Raw genomic sequence first — 15,433 nt, 5'->3', positions numbered from 1 at the left:
GGCCCGGGTATCGTCGACGGGCCATCGATCCCTGCACCGTGGAGCAGCCATGCCCGGCCCCTCGTCCTCCTCCTCGTCCGCCCCATCGGCATCCCGCCGCACCGTGCTGCGCGGGGCGGCCCTCGTCCCGGCCGCCGGGCTCGGGATCACCGCCTGCGCGGCGCCGGACGACGGCAAGAGCCACTCGGGACCCGCCACCCCGGTCGAGCTGGGCCCCGAGAGCGAGCTGCCCAAGGGCGGCGTCAAGCTCTACCGGAACGAGAACGTCGTGGTGAGCCGCGGCAAGGACGGCTCCCTCAAGGGCTTCGACACGCACTGCACGCACCAGGGCTGCGCCATCCGGGACCTGCGCGGCACCGAGCTGGTCTGTCCGTGCCACGGCAGCAAGTTCGACGCCACGAACGGCCAGGTGCTCGGCGGCCCCGCAAGCGTGCCGCTGACCGAGGTCCCGGTGAGCGTGCACGGCGGGAAGATCATGGAGGGCGGGAAGGCCTGACGCGGCCCTGCGGGCCGACGCGGTCGGGCCCGGGGGAGCACCGCGGCGCGGAGGCCGGGCAGGGCCGCGGCTAGTCCCAGTCCCACCCGATCCCGAGGAGCCCGGCCCGTACCTGCGGCTCCACGAGGTGCACGGATCGGTGGGGGCCGTTCAGCGTCAGGTCCCGGCGCCCGCTGCGCGGAGCCGCCGCCGACTGCTGGGCGAACCGGTGGCAGCGCACCGGAAGCGCGTCGTCCGAGAAGCGCACCTGGAGCGTGTACTGGCCGCCCGCGAAGCTGAAGCCGCGCACGTACTCGGTGCACGGCCCGGCGGTGCCGTCCTCGAAGGCGTACCGGAACAAGTGGGTGTCCCCGCCGCCCAGCCGGACGTCGAACAGCAGCTCGGCCACGAGCAGCCCGGTGTCGTGGTGCCGCCGCACCCGGCCGGTGCGGCAGTTCTCCAGGGCGTGCACGGCCATCCGGTCCGGCATGCACCCGGGGTCGCCGTAGTGGATCGCCACATAGCGGTCCACTCCGTCCCGATGGGCGCGCACGATCTGGTGCGACTCGCGGCCCAGCAGCTCGCGCCCGGGGCCGATGCGCACGCGTTCATGGTGCCCGACCGTGTGCAGCCCGCCGTCGAGCGGCGACTCCAGGTCGGCGAGCAGGTTCTCCAGCACTCCGGACGCCTCCATCAGGGACCGGTACGAACGCGCGGCGGGGCGCTCCGTGCCGGGGTCGTCCTCGGCCCTGACAAGAAGGCGGACCAGGGACTCGTCCGGCAGCCGGAGGATCTCCTCCAGTGCCCGTACGGCGCGCATCGACTCGGGACGCTGTGGGCGCCGTGCGCCCTGCTGCCAGTAACTCAGGCTCGTCACGCCGACCTTGACGCCGCGACGTGCCAGATGGTGCTGCACTCGGTGCAGGGAGAGGCCGCGGGCGGCTATCGCCGCGCGGAGCGCGGCGTGGAACGGTCCCGCGCGCAGTGCCGTCTCCAGGTCGTTCGTGGCGGCGTCCGCGAAGGGTGTGCCGTGCCGCATGAGGGGCCTCTCTGTGAATGTCCACGACGGCTGGTCGGGCCGTTCGCGCAATTCCTCGGGGTCGCCCCGGCCGGCGTGCACGCGCATTCACACCTGTGGGCCCGTGTTCACGACCTCAAGTCATTCCGCATTGAAGCGTGTTGACCTTGTCCGGACAACACTTGATGCTCATCCGCGGCGTCCGGATGTGCTCCTCCATGCCTCCGTCCGCCTGCGGTGATGCGGTGCGTGACCGGATGGGCACCCACGGTGGGTGCGGAAGCGGTTCCCCCGCGCGCGGGACGGTGGCCGGGACCCGTCGGCGGGTTCGCCGGACAGGTGCGGGGCGGCGCTACGGTGCTGGACGTGGGGCGGCGTGCGCGGCCGGGTTGGGGGTTCACGGGACTGCGCGCCGGACTGCTCACGGGGCGAGGCGCGGGACGGCTTACGGGGTGAGGTGCGGTCGGCACATGGGACGGCGCGGGGAACACGGGGGACGACGTGCGGCGCGTACAGGGCGACGTACCGACCGCATGACGCGACGTGCGGAGCGTACGGGGCGATGGACGCGTCGTGGGGCAGGGACCGTGCTCGCGGGCGCCGTGGCCGCCCTGCTGCTCGGGGCCGGGGCACCGCTTGCCTGCGCCGCCGGACCGCCCGGGTCCCCGTTTACGACGGCGCACCGGGCCGACGCGGTACCCGGGACGCCCGACGGGCTCTCCCGCTCCTTCGCCGATGCCGATGCCGCCGCCGTGCGGTCCCGGGAAGGGGCCGTCGCCCGTATGCGCGGCGTCGCCCCGCCCGCGCACCACCAGGGCGGGCACCCGGACCCTGCGCACCCGCGATCCGGCCGGGACGCCGGGTACGAGGCCGTCTCGCGGCCCGACCGGGCCCGCACGCGCGCCCCGGGAACCACCGGCGGCGACGCCCCGGCCGGCACCCCCACCGGGGACGGTACGAGGACCCCGGTGGCCATAGCCTCCGGGATCGCCGCGCTGGGCGCCCTCGCCGCCCTGGTCCTCTCCGTCCGGTCCCTGCTGCGCCGTCGTCCGCGGTCCCGTCCCTAGGGGACGTCGGCCCCGGGTCCGGACGGCGGACCCGGCCCCCGTAGGCCCCGGAGCGACCGCCTTCCGGCCGGACCGGCGACGCCCCGGAGCGGTGTCCGGGCAGGACCCCGGAGTGTCGGTCCGCGCCAGTAGGGTGTGGGCATGGCCGACCCCTCCAGCTATCGCCCCAAGCCGGGACAGATCCCCGACTCGCCGGGGGTCTACAAGTTCCGTGACGAGCACCGGCGCGTCATCTACGTCGGGAAGGCCAAGAGCCTGCGCCAGCGCCTGGCGAACTACTTCCAGGACCTCGCGGGCCTGCACCCGCGCACCCGCACCATGGTCACCACGGCGGCCTCCGTGGAGTGGACCGTGGTGTCGACGGAGGTCGAGGCGCTCCAGCTGGAGTACTCGTGGATCAAGGAGTTCGATCCCCGGTTCAACGTCAAGTACCGCGACGACAAGAGCTATCCGTACCTCGCGGTGACCATGAACGAGGAGTTCCCGCGCGTGCAGGTCATGCGTGGTCACAAGAAGAAGGGCGTGCGCTACTTCGGGCCGTACGCCCACGCCTGGGCCATCCGGGACACCGTCGACCTGCTGCTGCGCGTCTTCCCGGTGCGCACCTGCTCCGCCGGCGTGTTCAAGAACGCGGCCCGTACCGGCCGACCCTGCCTGCTCGGCTACATCGGCAAGTGCTCGGCGCCCTGCGTGGGCCGCGTGAGCCCCGAGGAGCACGGTGAACTCGCCGAGGAGTTCTGCGACTTCATGGCCGGCCGCACGGGCACGTACATCCGCCGTCTCGAGCAGAGGATGGCGGAGGCCGCCGAAGAGCTGGAGTACGAGCGGGCGGCCCGGCTGAGGGACGACGTCGAGGCCCTCAAGAAGGCGATGGAGAAGAACGCGGTCGTCCTGGCCGACGCGACCGACGCCGACCTGATGGCCCTCGCCGAGGACGAGCTGGAGGCCGCGGTCCAGATCTTCCACGTACGCGGAGGCCGGGTGCGCGGCCAGCGCGGCTGGGTCACCGACAAGGTGGAGGCCGTCACCACGGGTGACCTCGTCGAGCACGCGCTGCAGCAGCTGTACGGTGAGGAGAGCGGCGACTCCGTACCGAAGGAGGTCCTGGTCCCGGCCCTGCCGGACCCGATAGCGCCGGTGCAGGAGTGGCTGACCGGACGCCGCGGCTCGAACGTGTCGCTCCGCATCCCGCAGCGCGGTGACAAGAAGGCCCTCATGGAGACCGTACAGCGCAATGCGCAGCAGGCGCTGGCACTGCACAAGACCAAGCGGGCATCCGACCTCACCACCCGCTCGCGCGCGCTGGAGGAGATCACCGAGGCCCTGGACCTCGACAGCGCCCCGCTGCGCATCGAGTGCTACGACATCTCGCACCTCCAGGGCGACGACGTGGTGGCGTCGATGGTCGTCTTCGAGGACGGGCTGGCCAGGAAGAGCGAGTACCGGCGCTTCCAGATCAAGGGCCGCGCCGGCGACACGCAACTCTGGCACGGTCAGGGCCAGGACGACGTCCGGTCGATGCACGAGGTCATCACCCGCCGCTTCAGGCGGTACCTCGTGGAGAAGGAGAAGACCGGCGAGGCCTGGGGCGCCGAGGACGCGGACGAGGGCAACGGCCTCGCGGACGAGGACGGCCGCCCGAAGCGGTTCGCGTATCCGCCGCAGCTGGTGGTGGTCGACGGCGGGCAGCCGCAGGTCGCGGCGGCCCGGCGGGCCCTCGACGAGCTCGGCATCGACGACATCGCCGTGTGCGGGCTCGCCAAGCGCCTCGAAGAGGTGTGGCTGCCCGGAGACGACGATCCGGTCGTGCTGCCGCGCACCAGCGAGGGCCTCTACCTGCTCCAGCGCGTGCGCGACGAGGCGCACCGCTTCGCGATCACCTACCAGCGCACCAAGCGGACCAGGCGCCTGAAGGCGGGCCCGCTGGACGACGTACCGGGCCTCGGCGACACCCGCAGGCAAGCGCTGATCAAGCACTTCGGATCGGTGAAGAAGCTGCGGGCCGCCACCGTCGAGCAGATCTGCGAGGTCCCCGGGATAGGCCGCAAGACGGCCGAGACCATTGCGGTGGTCCTGGCCCGGGCGGCACCCGCCGCGCCCGCCGTGAACACGGCGACCGGAGAGATCATTGATGACGAGGAGACCGGCACACCCACGACGGCCGCGGGGTCCGGTGAGGTGCCCGTGAACGCGGGAGCCTCGGACGAACGACGGGGGCAGGAACCATGAGCGAGCACACTGCACACGAAGAGCACGACACACGCGATCGGACCGAGGCGGTCCGCGCAGAACACGGAGAACAGGTGAGTACGGGCACGAACGGGGAAGCGGCCGTAGATCCCGAGGCGGCGATCCCCGAGCTGGTGATCATCTCCGGGATGTCGGGTGCCGGCCGGTCCACCGCCGCCAAGTGCCTGGAGGACCTCGGCTGGTTCGTCGTCGACAACCTGCCGCCCGCGCTCATCCCCACCATGGTGGAGCTGGGCGCCCGCTCGCAGGGCAATGTGGCCCGGATCGCGGTCGTCGTCGACGTCCGTGGCCGGCGCTTCTTCGACAACCTCCGCGAGTCCCTGGCCGACCTGGAGGCCAAGGCCGTCACGCGCCGGATCGTCTTCCTGGAATCGTCCGACGAGGCCCTGGTCCGCCGCTTCGAGTCGGTGCGCCGCCCGCACCCCCTCCAGGGCGACGGCCGCATCGTCGACGGCATCGCCGCCGAGCGCGAGCTGCTGCGGGAGCTGCGCGGGGACGCCGACCTGGTGATCGACACCTCCAGCCTCAACGTCCACGAGCTGCGCGCCAAGATGGACGCGCAGTTCGCCGGCGAGGAGGAGCCCGAGCTGCGGGCCACCGTCATGTCCTTCGGCTTCAAGTACGGACTGCCCGTCGACGCCGACCTCGTCGTGGACATGCGGTTCCTGCCCAACCCGCACTGGGTCCCGGAGCTGCGCCCCTTCACCGGCCTCAACGAGGAGGTCGCCGGATACGTCTTCAACCAGCCCGGCGCCAAGGAGTTCCTCGACCGGTACGCCGAGCTGCTCCAGCTGATCGCGGCCGGTTACCGCCGCGAGGGCAAGCGGTACGTGACGATCGCCGTCGGATGCACCGGTGGCAAGCACCGTTCCGTCGCCATGTCGGAGAAGCTCGCCGCCCGCCTGGCATCCGAGGGCGTCGAGACGGTCGTCGTGCACCGGGACATGGGCCGCGAATGACCGGACGTACCCTCCGGCTGCGCCGGCTGCGCCGCGTCACGCCCCCGGCGCCCGGCGAGCGCCCCGAACGGGCCGGGAAGGCGCGCCGCCGCGGCGCCCAGCCCAAGGTCGTCGCGCTCGGCGGCGGCATGGGCCTGTCCGCGTCGCTGGCCGCGCTGCGCCGTATCACCGGCGATCTGACCGCCGTGGTCACGGTCGCCGACGACGGCGGCTCCAGCGGGCGGCTCCGCGACGAGCTGGGCGTGCTGCCGCCCGGCGATCTGCGCAAGGCGCTGGCCGCGCTGTGCGGCGACGACGACTGGGGCCAGACCTGGGCCCGCGTCATCCAGCACCGCTTCCAGTCGCAGGGCGAGATCAACGGTCACGCCGTCGGCAATCTGCTGATCGTGGCCCTGTGGGAGCAGCTCGGCGACCATGTCCAGGCCCTCGACCTGGTCGGCAGGCTGCTTGGCGCGCAGGGCCGGGTGCTGCCCATGTCCGCCGTACCCCTGGAGCTCCAGGCGCTGGTGCGCGGGCACGATCCGCAGCGCCCCGACGACGTGGACACCGTCCGCGGTCAGGCGACTGTCGCGCTCACCCCCGGCGAGGTGCAGTCCGTGCACCTCGTCCCGAACGACCCGCCGGCGGTGCCCGAGGCGGTCGAGGCGGTCCTCGACGCGGACTGGGTGGTCCTCGGCCCGGGCTCCTGGTTCTCCTCGGTGATCCCGCATCTGCTGGTGCCCGAGCTGCTCGATGCGCTCATGGAGACCAAGGCCCGGCGGGTCCTCTCGCTGAACCTCGCTCCGCAGCCCGGGGAAACCGAAGGGTTCTCCCCGCAGCGTCATTTGGAGGTTTTGGCACGACACGCCCCTAAACTCGCCCTGGACGTGGTGCTGGCCGACGAGGCCGCCGTGCCCGACCGCGAGTTGCTGACCGATGCCGCTCAACGGTTCGGAGCCGCGGTGGAGCTGGCCCCGGTGGCCAGGCCCGACGGCAGCCCGAGGCACGACCCTGAGCTGCTGGCCGCCGCGTACGACCGTATTTTTCGGATGCATGGAAGGATCGGCCCATGGCGATGACGGCAGCGGTGAAGGACGAGATCTCCCGGCTTCCCGTCACCCGGACCTGCTGCAGGAAGGCGGAGGTCTCGGCGATCCTGCGGTTCGCGGGCGGGCTGCACCTGGTCAGCGGCCGCATCGTGATCGAGGCGGAGCTGGACACGGCCATGGCGGCGCGGCGGCTGAAGCGGGACATCCTGGAGATCTTCGGGCACAGCTCGGAGCTGATCGTGATGGCTCCCGGCGGGCTGCGCCGCGGCTCGCGCTACGTCGTCCGGGTGGTGGCGGGCGGCGACCAGCTGGCCCGCCAGACCGGGCTCGTGGACGGCCGCGGGCGCCCGATCCGTGGTCTGCCCCCGCAGGTGGTCTCGGGGGCCACCTGCGATGCCGAGGCGGCCTGGCGCGGAGCCTTCCTGGCGCACGGCTCGCTCACCGAGCCCGGCCGCTCGTCCTCCCTGGAGGTGACCTGCCCGGGCCCGGAGGCTGCGCTCGCGCTGGTCGGCGCCGCCCGTCGGCTGTCGATCGCGGCGAAGGCCCGCGAGGTGCGCGGCGTGGACCGCGTCGTCGTCCGTGACGGCGACGCCATCGGCGCGCTGCTGACCCGGCTCGGCGCCCATGAGTCGGTGCTGGCCTGGGAGGAGCGGCGGATGCGCCGCGAGGTCCGCGCCACCGCCAACCGCCTCGCCAACTTCGACGACGCCAACCTGCGCCGCTCGGCCCGTGCCGCCGTCGCCGCCGGCGCACGGGTGCAGCGTGCCCTGGAGATCCTCGGCGACGAGGTGCCCGAGCATCTCGCGGCGGCCGGGCGGCTGCGCATGGAGCACAAGCAGGCCTCCCTCGAGGAACTGGGCGCGCTCGCCGACCCGCCGCTCACCAAGGACGCCGTCGCGGGACGTATCCGCCGTCTGCTGGCGATGGCCGACAAGCGGGCGTCGGACCTCGGCATCCCGGGTACGGAGTCCAACCTCACGGAGGAGATGGCCGACAACCTGGCGGGCTGACCGCCGACAGTGCTCCGCGGCCCACCGGCCGTTCCCTGCTGTCCGCCGCCGCAGACCCGACGGCCGTCCGGCCCGTGCGGCGGTCCGCCCCGCTGGCCCCTTCGCGTCAATCGGGCTTGACGGCTGGCGGGTCGCCTTGAAGGCGCCGCCCCGCGCACGTAGACATCCGCTGATGCCCCTCCAGGCATCGGCGGATGTCTCTTTGTGTCCGGCATTCCTCGCGCTGCCCGGAATTCCCGGGACTGCCCGAAAAGCATATTGACATGATCACGTCCGGTGACAAGCCTGGCGTCCGCGCACTGAACGTGCCGGACAACTGCAAGGGGAGCTCATGAGACGAAGAGCGAGATCGATCCTCGCCGCGGGCGCGCTGCTCCTCGGCGGCGCCGCCATCGCACCGCTCGCCCACGCCGAACCCGCCGGAACCCCGGCCGCCGACCACGGCCATGTGAACGTCTACCGGGCCGACATCACCAAGGCGCAGGTACCGCTGCTCGTCGAGGCGGGGCAGGACCCCGACGAACTCGCCGCCCAGGTACCCGCGCACGGCACCGCCCGCGTCGAGCTCTATCTGACCGACGCCCAGGCCAGGAGGCTGCGCGGGCAGGGCATCCGCCTCGCCCGGCACACGGTTCCGGCCGCGGCCGAACGGCGCGCCGCCGTCGCGTCGGACCACGTCTTCCGGCCGTACGGCGGAAAGGGCGGTCTGAAGGAGGAGATCCTCGCCGCGGCCCGGGCCCACCCCGGCCTCGCCAAGGCGGTCTCCATCGGGAAGACCCTCAAGGGCCAGGACATCCTCGCCCTCAAGCTGACCAAGGGCGCCAGGACGACCAAGGACGGCTCCCGCCCCTCCGTGCTGTACCTGTCCAACCAGCACGCCCGCGAGTGGATCACCACGGAGATGACGCGGCGGCTGATGCACTACTACCTGGACAACTACGCCAAGGACAGCCGGATCAGAAAGCTCGTCGACTCCACCGAGCTGTGGTTCGTCGTCTCCGCCAACCCCGACGGTTACGACTACACGCACGCCGCCGACGGCGACCGGCAGTGGCGCAAGAACCTGCGCGACGTGGACGGCGACGGAAGGATCACCGCGGGCGACGGCGTCGACCTCAACCGCAACTTCGCCTACAAGTGGGGCTACGACAACGAGGGTTCGTCACCGGACCCGTCCAGCGAGACCTACCGCGGCCCCTCGCCCATGTCGGAGCCCGAGACCCGGGACCTCGACCGGTTCGAGAAGCGCATCCACTTCGCCTACGCCATCAACTACCACTCGGCCGCCGAACTGCTGCTCTACGGCGTCGGCTGGCAGGTCGCCACACCGACCCCCGACGACGTGCTCTACAAGGCCCTTGCCGGAACCCCCGAGAAGCCCGCGATCCCCGGCTACCGCTCTCAGCTGTCGTCCGAGCTGTACACCACCAACGGCGAGGCCGACGGACACGCCGCCAACGTCAACGGCACGTCGATGTTCACCCCCGAGATGTCGACCTGTCAGACCGCGTCCGCCGTCGACCCCGACGACGCCTGGCGGCCCCAGGACTGCGCCTCCGTCTTCACCTTCCCCGACGACGAGAAGCTGATCGAGCAGGAGTTCAAGAAGAACGTCCCCTTCGCGGTCGCCGTCGCCGAGACCGCCGCGCACCCCGACCTGCCGGTCTCCGTGCCCGGTATCGCGGCTCCCGACTTCACGCCCGACGCCTTCACGACGTCGTACGCGCACGGGACGGACCAGAAGGTCGCCGTCACCGTCCGCGAGGCGGTCCGCGACAAGCGGCTCGTCTACCGGATCAACGGCGGCTCCCCGCACACGAAGGACCTCAAGGCCTGGAAGGGCGGCAGGACCTACGGGGGAGAGGACAACCTCCACTTCGACGAGTACCGCGCCACCGTCCCGCACGCGCGCGCGGGCGACAAGGTCGAGGTCCTGTTCACCGGGCGCACGGCGAAGGGACGGACCTCCAGCGCCCCCTTCACGTTCACCGTCGCCGACCGCCCCAAGGCATCCACCCTCGTTGTCGCCGAGGAGGGCGCCAAGGCCCGGCACGTGCAGGAGTACGTCGACGCGCTGAAGGCCAACGGCCGCGCCGCCGCCGTCTGGGACGTGGCCACCCAGGGCGTCCCGCACCCCCTCGGCGTCCTGTCGCACTTCTCGACGGTCGTGCACTACACCGGAGCCTCGGCCCCCGGGGCGCCCACCACGCTGGCCCTGCGCGACTACCTCAACGAGGGTGGCAGGCTGATCGAGGCGGGCAAGCGTGCCGGCGGCGACATCAACCTCGGACGGGCCTTGTCGGACGACTTCTCCCAGTACTACCTCGGCGCCTACGAACGCCTCTCCGCGGCGGACCCCGACGCCTTCGCCGGCAGCGGTGCCCTCGCCGGTGACGGCGTCGGGCTGGCCGGCGCCTCCGACGATCCGCTCGACGCCGCGGGCCGCTACACCGTCACCTCCGACAACCTGCCCGCGGCCTCGTTCCCCCAGTTCGCGAGCGCACCCGCGGGTTCCTATCCCGGGATCAGCAATCCCTACGCCCCCTTCGCGGGCCGGGGGATGGCCTCCGCGACCCACGCCGACCTGGACTGGAAGCGGCTCACCCGGACCTTCGACCTGACCGGGGTCTCCGATTCCGACGCCCCCGAGCTGCGCCTCGCGCTCAACTGGGACGAGGAGCCCGGCTACGACCACGGCGTCCTGGAGGCGCACACGGTCGGCGCCGAGGACTGGACGACGCTCCCCGACCGGAACGGCGGCTCGCAGGCGAAGGTCCCCGAGGAGTGCGGGGCGGGCTTTCTCGTCGCGGCCCACCCGTTCCTGCGCCACTACTTGACCCCGTCCGCCGACGGCTGCACCGCCACCGGCACCAGCGGCGCCTGGAACAGTTTCACCGGCTCGTCCGGCGGCTGGCGGCAGACCGCGTTCGACCTCGGCGCGTACGCGGGCAACAAGGTCGAGGTGTCGCTGAGTTCCATCACCGACCCGTCCACCGGCGGGAGGGGCCTGTTCGCCGACGACGCACGGCTCGTCGTGGGCGGCCAGGTGCGCGACAGCGAGGGCTTCGAGACCTCGCTCGGCTCCTGGGCCGCGGCGCCCGCCCCGCCCGGCAGTCCGGACATCCCGGGCGACTGGACCCGCACGGGCGAGCTCTACCGGCCGTACGCCGCGGTCACCACGCACGACAGCGTGCTCCTCGGCTTCGGCTTCGAGCACGTGGCCACGGCAGCCGACCGCGCCACGCTGATGGGCAGGGCACTCGCCGCAATTCGACACTGAGCAACCGCTCACCCTGCGTAAGGACGGCACCGGCCATCGGCGGCCCGTACCCCTACTCATTGGTACGGGTCGCCGTGCAATTCCGGGCCCTGCTCGATGTCACTGACGGGGCCCCGGGGAGGTAGGGTCGGAGGCGGTCGGGGACATCCCATACAACTCGCCGGCGTCGAAAACCGGCGCGTACCTAACGAGGAGATCGGTTCGTGACGATCCGCGTAGGCATCAACGGCTTTGGCCGCATCGGTCGTAACTACTTCCGCGCGCTGCTGGAGCAGGGTGCAGACATCGAGATCGTGGCTGTCAACGACCTGGGTGACACCGCGACCACCGCCCACCTGCTGAAGTACGACACCATCCTGGGCCGCCTCAAGGCCGAGGTGTCGCACACGCAGGACACCATCACCGTCGACGACCGCACCATCAAGGTGCTGTCCGAGCGCAACCCCGCCGACATCCCGTGGGGCGAGCTGGGCGTCGACATCGTCATCGAGTCCACCGGCATCTTCACCAAGCGTGACGACGCCGCCAAGCACCTTGCCGGCGGCGCCAAGAAGGTCCTCATCTCGGCTCCGGCCACCAACGAGGACATCACCATCGTCATGGGTGTGAACCAGGACAAGTACGACCCGGCGCAGCACGACGTCATCTCCAACGCCTCCTGCACCACCAACTGTGTGGCGCCGATGGCCAAGGTTCTCGACGAGAACTTCGGCATCACCCGGGGCCTGATGACGACCGTGCACGCGTACACGAACGACCAGCGCATCCTGGACTTCCCGCACAAGGACCTGCGCCGCGCCCGTGCCGCCGCCGAGAACATCATCCCGACCACCACCGGTGCCGCCAAGGCCACCGCCCTGGTCCTGCCGCAGCTGAAGGGCAAGCTGGACGGCATCGCCATGCGCGTCCCGGTCCCGACCGGCTCCGTGACCGACCTGGTCCTCGAGCTCGGCCGCGAGGTCACCAAGGAAGAGATCAACGCCGCCTTCCAGAAGGCCGCCGAGGGCGAGCTGAAGGGCATCCTCGAGTACACCGAGGACCCGATCGTCTCCTCCGACATCGTCAACTCCCCGGCTTCCTGCACCTTCGACTCCTCCCTGACCATGGTCCAGGAGGGCAAGAACGTGAAGGTCATCGGCTGGTACGACAACGAGTGGGGCTACTCCAACCGCCTCGTCGACCTGACCGTCTTCGTCGGCGGCCAGCTCTGATCCGTAGCTGATACGGCAGGCACCTCGATGTGAGCACCAGGGTCCGGGCAGCGCAACGCCGCGCAGTCCGGACCCTGTTGCGCGTACAGAGCAGAACCTAGGAGTCACTCCATGAAGACGATCGACGAACTTCTCGGCGAAGGGGTCGACGGCAAGCGGGTCTTCGTCCGTGCCGACCTCAATGTGCCACTGGCCGACGGCCGCATCACCGACGACGGCCGCATCCGTGCCGTCCTGCCCACCGTCAAGGCACTCACCGCGGCCGGCGCCAAGGTGGTCGTCGCCTCCCACCTGGGCCGCCCCAAGGGTGCCCCGGACCCCGCGTTCTCGCTGCTGCCCGCCGCCGAGCGGCTCGGCGAGCTCCTGGGCAAGCCGGTCGCCTTCGCCCAGGACACCGTGGGTCCCGCCGCGCACGACGCGGTGGACGGCCTGCAGCCCGGCCAGATCGCGGTGATCGAGAACCTCCGGTTCAACCCGGGCGAGACCTCCAAGGACGACGCCGAGCGCGGTGCCTTCGCGGACCGGCTCGCCGCCCTGGCCGATGTCTACGTCGGCGACGGCTTCGGCGCCGTCCACCGCAAGCACGCCTCGGTCTACGACCTCCCGGCCCGCCTCCCGCACTACGCGGGCTACCTCATCGCGGCCGAGGTCGACGTGCTGAAGAAGCTCACCGAGGAGGTCGGGCGCCCCTACGTCGTCGTGCTCGGCGGCGCCAAGGTCTCCGACAAGCTCGGCGTGATCGACCAGCTCCTGGAGAAGGCCGACCGCATCCTCGTCGGCGGCGGCATGGCCTACACCTTCCTCAAGGCCAAGGGCCACGAGGTCGGCATCTCCCTCCTCCAGGAGGACCAGGTCCCGGTCTGCCTCGAGTACCTGGCGCGCGCCGAGAAGCGCGGTGTCGAGTTCCTGCTCCCCGTCGACGTGCTGGTCTCGGCCGAGTTCCCGGACCTGAAGACCAAGGCCCCGGCCAACCCGAGGACCGTCGCCGCGACCGCCATCCCGGCGGACGAGGAGGGCCTCGACATCGGCCCGGAGACCCGTAAGCTCTACGCCTCGAAGCTCGCCGACGCGGCCACCGTCTTCTGGAACGGCCCGATGGGCGTCTTCGAGCACCCCGACTACGCCGAGGGCACCAAGGCGGTCGCCCAGGCCCTCATCGACTCGCCGGCCTTCACGGTCGTCGGCGGTGGCGACTCCGCCGCGGCCGTGCGCACCCTGGGCTTCGACGAGAAGGCATTCGGCCACATCTCGACCGGCGGCGGCGCCTCCCTCGAATATCTCGAGGGCAAGACGCTCCCCGGCCTCGCCGCACTGGAGGACTGACCCCTACATGTCTACCCGTACCCCGCTGATGGCGGGCAACTGGAAGATGAACCTCAACCACCTCGAGGCCATCGCCCACGTCCAGAAGCTTGCCTTCGCCCTGGCCGACAAGGACTACGACGCCGTCGAGGTCGCGGTCCTGCCGCCCTTCACCGACCTGCGCTCGGTGCAGACCCTGGTCGACGGCGACAAGCTCAAGATCAAGTACGGTGCCCAGGACATCTCGGCCCATGACTCCGGCGCGTACACCGGTGAGATCTCGGGCCCGATGCTGGCCAAGCTGAAGTGCACGTACGTGGCGGCCGGCCACTCCGAGCGCCGGCAGTACCACAACGAGACGGACGAGATCGTCAACGCCAAGGTGAAGGCCGCGTTCAAGCACGGCCTCACCCCGATCCTCTGTGTCGGCGAGGAGCTGGAGGTCCGTGAGGCGAGCAACCACGTCACGCACACGCTCACCCAGGTCGAGGGCGGTCTGAAGGACGTCTCCGCCGAGCAGGCCGAGTCCGTAGTGATCGCCTACGAGCCGGTCTGGGCCATCGGTACCGGCAAGGTCTGCGGCGCCGACGACGCCCAGGAGGTCTGCGCGGCCATCCGAGGCAAGCTCGTCGAGCTGTACTCGCAGGACGTGGCCGACCGGGTCCGGATCCAGTACGGCGGCTCGGTCAAGGCCGGGAACGTCGCGGAGATCATGGCGAAGCCCGACATCGACGGTGCGCTCGTCGGCGGTGCCTCGCTCGACGCCGACGAATTCGTCAAGATCGTCCGGTTCCGCGACCAGTGACGCGGAGGGGCGCTCCGATACGGGGCGTCCCGGCGGCGATACGACACGTCGCGAGTATGCGGTGACGGCGATCCGTCGTACCCTTGCGGGGGCCGGAGCTCACAGAAGCTGAGCCTCGGCCCTCGTCGTCCATCAAGATCCGAGGAGACCTCGGAAAGGGAGTCCAGCCGTGGTTTTGGGGTTCTCGATCGCCCTGATCGTCTTCAGCCTGCTGCTGATGCTGCTGGTGCTGATGCACAAGGGGAAGGGCGGCGGCCTCTCCGACATGTTCGGTGGCGGCATGCAGTCCTCCGTCGGCGGCTCCTCCGTCGCCGAGCGCAACCTGGACCGGATCACCATCGTGATCGGTGTGCTGTGGTTCGCGTGCATCGTGGTGCTCGGCGTCCTGATGAAGATCAACGCCTGACGTCGCACACCGCCGGCACAGAGCGTGGATCTGCCGTCACACAGTGCGGATCCGACCATATAAAGCTCGGATAAGGCCCCATGCTGGGTACGCGCCACCGGCGCGGCCTATCATGGGGCTTGCGTCTGAGGGGTGGGGTGTAACTCCAATCACTGGACGCGCGTTGGGCCTTACGTAGACTGAGGCGCCCGCAGCGAAGCGACACGCCGACTCGTTTCGCGGCACCATCACGCAGGGAGTTACACCGTGGCAAGTGGCAACGCGATCCGAGGAAGTCGGGTCGGGGCTGGGCCGATGGGCGAGGCCGAGCGCGGCGAGTCCGCGCCGCGGCTGCGCGTCTCCTTCTGGTGCTCGAACGGGCACGAGACGCAGCCGAGCTTCGCCAGCGACGCGCAGGTGCCCGATACTTGGGACTGCCCGCGCTGCGGCTTCCCGGCCGGTCAGGACCGGGACAACCCGCCGGCCCCCCCGCGCACCGAGCCCTACAAGACGCACCTCGCCTATGTGCGGGAGCGCCGCAGCGACGCGGACGGCGAGGCGATCCTCGCCGAGGCACTCGCCAAACTGCGGGGCGAGATCTAGACATTTCAGGACCGGCCGGACACCGACGAGTGCCCGGCCG

General features: G+C 71.1%; 13 protein-coding genes. 12 read left to right on the top strand and 1 reads right to left on the bottom strand.

Features of this window, described 5'->3' with window-relative positions; all coding sequences use genetic code 11:
- The first annotated feature begins 49 nt into the window (after positions 1-49).
- A complete protein-coding gene (locus ACWCP6_RS16565) occupies positions 50-496 on the top strand; it encodes a Rieske (2Fe-2S) protein (protein WP_450933146.1) in 447 nt (148 codons plus the stop codon).
- 70 nt (positions 497-566) lie between these two features.
- On the opposite strand, the gene ACWCP6_RS16560 is transcribed toward ACWCP6_RS16565, so the two are convergent.
- Positions 567-1,514 (bottom strand): hypothetical protein, encoded by a 948-nt coding sequence (locus ACWCP6_RS16560; RefSeq protein ID WP_450933145.1) that lies wholly within the window; start codon positions 1,512-1,514, stop codon positions 567-569.
- Positions 1,515-2,026: 512 nt separating this feature from the next.
- On the opposite strand from ACWCP6_RS16560, the gene ACWCP6_RS16555 reads away from it, so the two are divergent.
- The 11 genes from ACWCP6_RS16555 to ACWCP6_RS16505 all read left to right on the top strand — a co-directional run bounded on the left by ACWCP6_RS16555 (position 2,027) and on the right by ACWCP6_RS16505 (position 15,393).
- Complete coding sequence (locus tag ACWCP6_RS16555; RefSeq protein ID WP_450933144.1) at positions 2,027-2,560, top strand: hypothetical protein; 534 nt, start codon at positions 2,027-2,029, stop codon at positions 2,558-2,560.
- Positions 2,561-2,701: 141 nt separating this feature from the next.
- Positions 2,702-4,789, top strand: coding sequence for an excinuclease ABC subunit UvrC (gene uvrC / locus ACWCP6_RS16550; RefSeq protein WP_450933143.1), 2,088 nt, complete (start codon positions 2,702-2,704; stop codon positions 4,787-4,789).
- Entirely contained in the window at positions 4,786-5,769 is a 984-nt protein-coding gene (rapZ, locus tag ACWCP6_RS16545; protein WP_450933142.1) for an RNase adapter RapZ, read from the top strand. The genes uvrC and rapZ overlap by 4 nt, the downstream gene beginning before the upstream one ends.
- Positions 5,766-6,827, top strand: coding sequence for a gluconeogenesis factor YvcK family protein (locus ACWCP6_RS16540; protein WP_450933141.1), 1,062 nt, complete (start codon positions 5,766-5,768; stop codon positions 6,825-6,827). Before rapZ ends, ACWCP6_RS16540 begins: the two co-directional genes overlap by 4 nt.
- Positions 6,818-7,807, top strand: coding sequence for a DNA-binding protein WhiA (gene whiA, locus ACWCP6_RS16535; protein WP_450933140.1), 990 nt, complete (start codon positions 6,818-6,820; stop codon positions 7,805-7,807). Before ACWCP6_RS16540 ends, whiA begins: the two co-directional genes overlap by 10 nt.
- A 331-nt stretch (positions 7,808-8,138) precedes the next feature.
- Positions 8,139-11,087 (top strand): M14 family zinc carboxypeptidase, encoded by a 2,949-nt coding sequence (locus ACWCP6_RS16530; protein WP_450933139.1) that lies wholly within the window; start codon positions 8,139-8,141, stop codon positions 11,085-11,087.
- A 203-nt stretch (positions 11,088-11,290) separates the two neighbouring features.
- Positions 11,291-12,298 carry a type I glyceraldehyde-3-phosphate dehydrogenase gene (gap, locus tag ACWCP6_RS16525; RefSeq protein WP_450933138.1) on the top strand — a complete coding sequence of 336 codons (1,008 nt, stop codon included), beginning with the start codon at positions 11,291-11,293 and terminating at the stop codon, positions 12,296-12,298.
- 111 nt (positions 12,299-12,409) lie between these two features.
- Positions 12,410-13,621, top strand: coding sequence for a phosphoglycerate kinase (locus ACWCP6_RS16520; protein WP_450933137.1), 1,212 nt, complete (start codon positions 12,410-12,412; stop codon positions 13,619-13,621).
- A gap of 7 nt (positions 13,622-13,628) precedes the next feature.
- Positions 13,629-14,405, top strand: coding sequence for a triose-phosphate isomerase (gene tpiA, locus ACWCP6_RS16515; RefSeq protein ID WP_450933136.1), 777 nt, complete (start codon positions 13,629-13,631; stop codon positions 14,403-14,405).
- A gap of 169 nt (positions 14,406-14,574) precedes the next feature.
- The gene (gene secG / locus ACWCP6_RS16510) at positions 14,575-14,811 is read left to right on the top strand and encodes a preprotein translocase subunit SecG (protein WP_450933135.1); all 237 of its coding nucleotides are present in this window, start codon (positions 14,575-14,577) and stop codon (positions 14,809-14,811) included.
- Between the two features lie 294 nt (positions 14,812-15,105).
- The gene (locus tag ACWCP6_RS16505; RefSeq protein ID WP_210719133.1) at positions 15,106-15,393 is read left to right on the top strand and encodes an RNA polymerase-binding protein RbpA; all 288 of its coding nucleotides are present in this window, start codon (positions 15,106-15,108) and stop codon (positions 15,391-15,393) included.
- Positions 15,394-15,433 lie beyond the last annotated feature (40 nt).

Source organism: Streptomyces sp. NPDC002004 (assembly GCF_053593975.1).
This window is presented reverse-complemented; position numbering and strand designations above follow the sequence as displayed.

Coding starts and splice junctions, on each gene's coding strand:
- ACWCP6_RS16560 (WP_450933145.1), bottom strand. CDS start 1,514: ATGCGGCACGGCACACCCTTCGCGGACGCCGCCACGAACGACCTGGAG.
- tpiA (WP_450933136.1), top strand. CDS start 13,629: ATGTCTACCCGTACCCCGCTGATGGCGGGCAACTGGAAGATGAACCTC.
- rapZ (WP_450933142.1), top strand. CDS start 4,786: ATGAGCGAGCACACTGCACACGAAGAGCACGACACACGCGATCGGACC.
- ACWCP6_RS16530 (WP_450933139.1), top strand. CDS start 8,139: ATGAGACGAAGAGCGAGATCGATCCTCGCCGCGGGCGCGCTGCTCCTC.
- ACWCP6_RS16555 (WP_450933144.1), top strand. CDS start 2,027: ATGACGCGACGTGCGGAGCGTACGGGGCGATGGACGCGTCGTGGGGCA.
- ACWCP6_RS16565 (WP_450933146.1), top strand. CDS start 50: ATGCCCGGCCCCTCGTCCTCCTCCTCGTCCGCCCCATCGGCATCCCGC.
- uvrC (WP_450933143.1), top strand. CDS start 2,702: ATGGCCGACCCCTCCAGCTATCGCCCCAAGCCGGGACAGATCCCCGAC.
- ACWCP6_RS16520 (WP_450933137.1), top strand. CDS start 12,410: ATGAAGACGATCGACGAACTTCTCGGCGAAGGGGTCGACGGCAAGCGG.
- ACWCP6_RS16505 (WP_210719133.1), top strand. CDS start 15,106: ATGGGCGAGGCCGAGCGCGGCGAGTCCGCGCCGCGGCTGCGCGTCTCC.
- whiA (WP_450933140.1), top strand. CDS start 6,818: ATGGCGATGACGGCAGCGGTGAAGGACGAGATCTCCCGGCTTCCCGTC.
- ACWCP6_RS16540 (WP_450933141.1), top strand. CDS start 5,766: ATGACCGGACGTACCCTCCGGCTGCGCCGGCTGCGCCGCGTCACGCCC.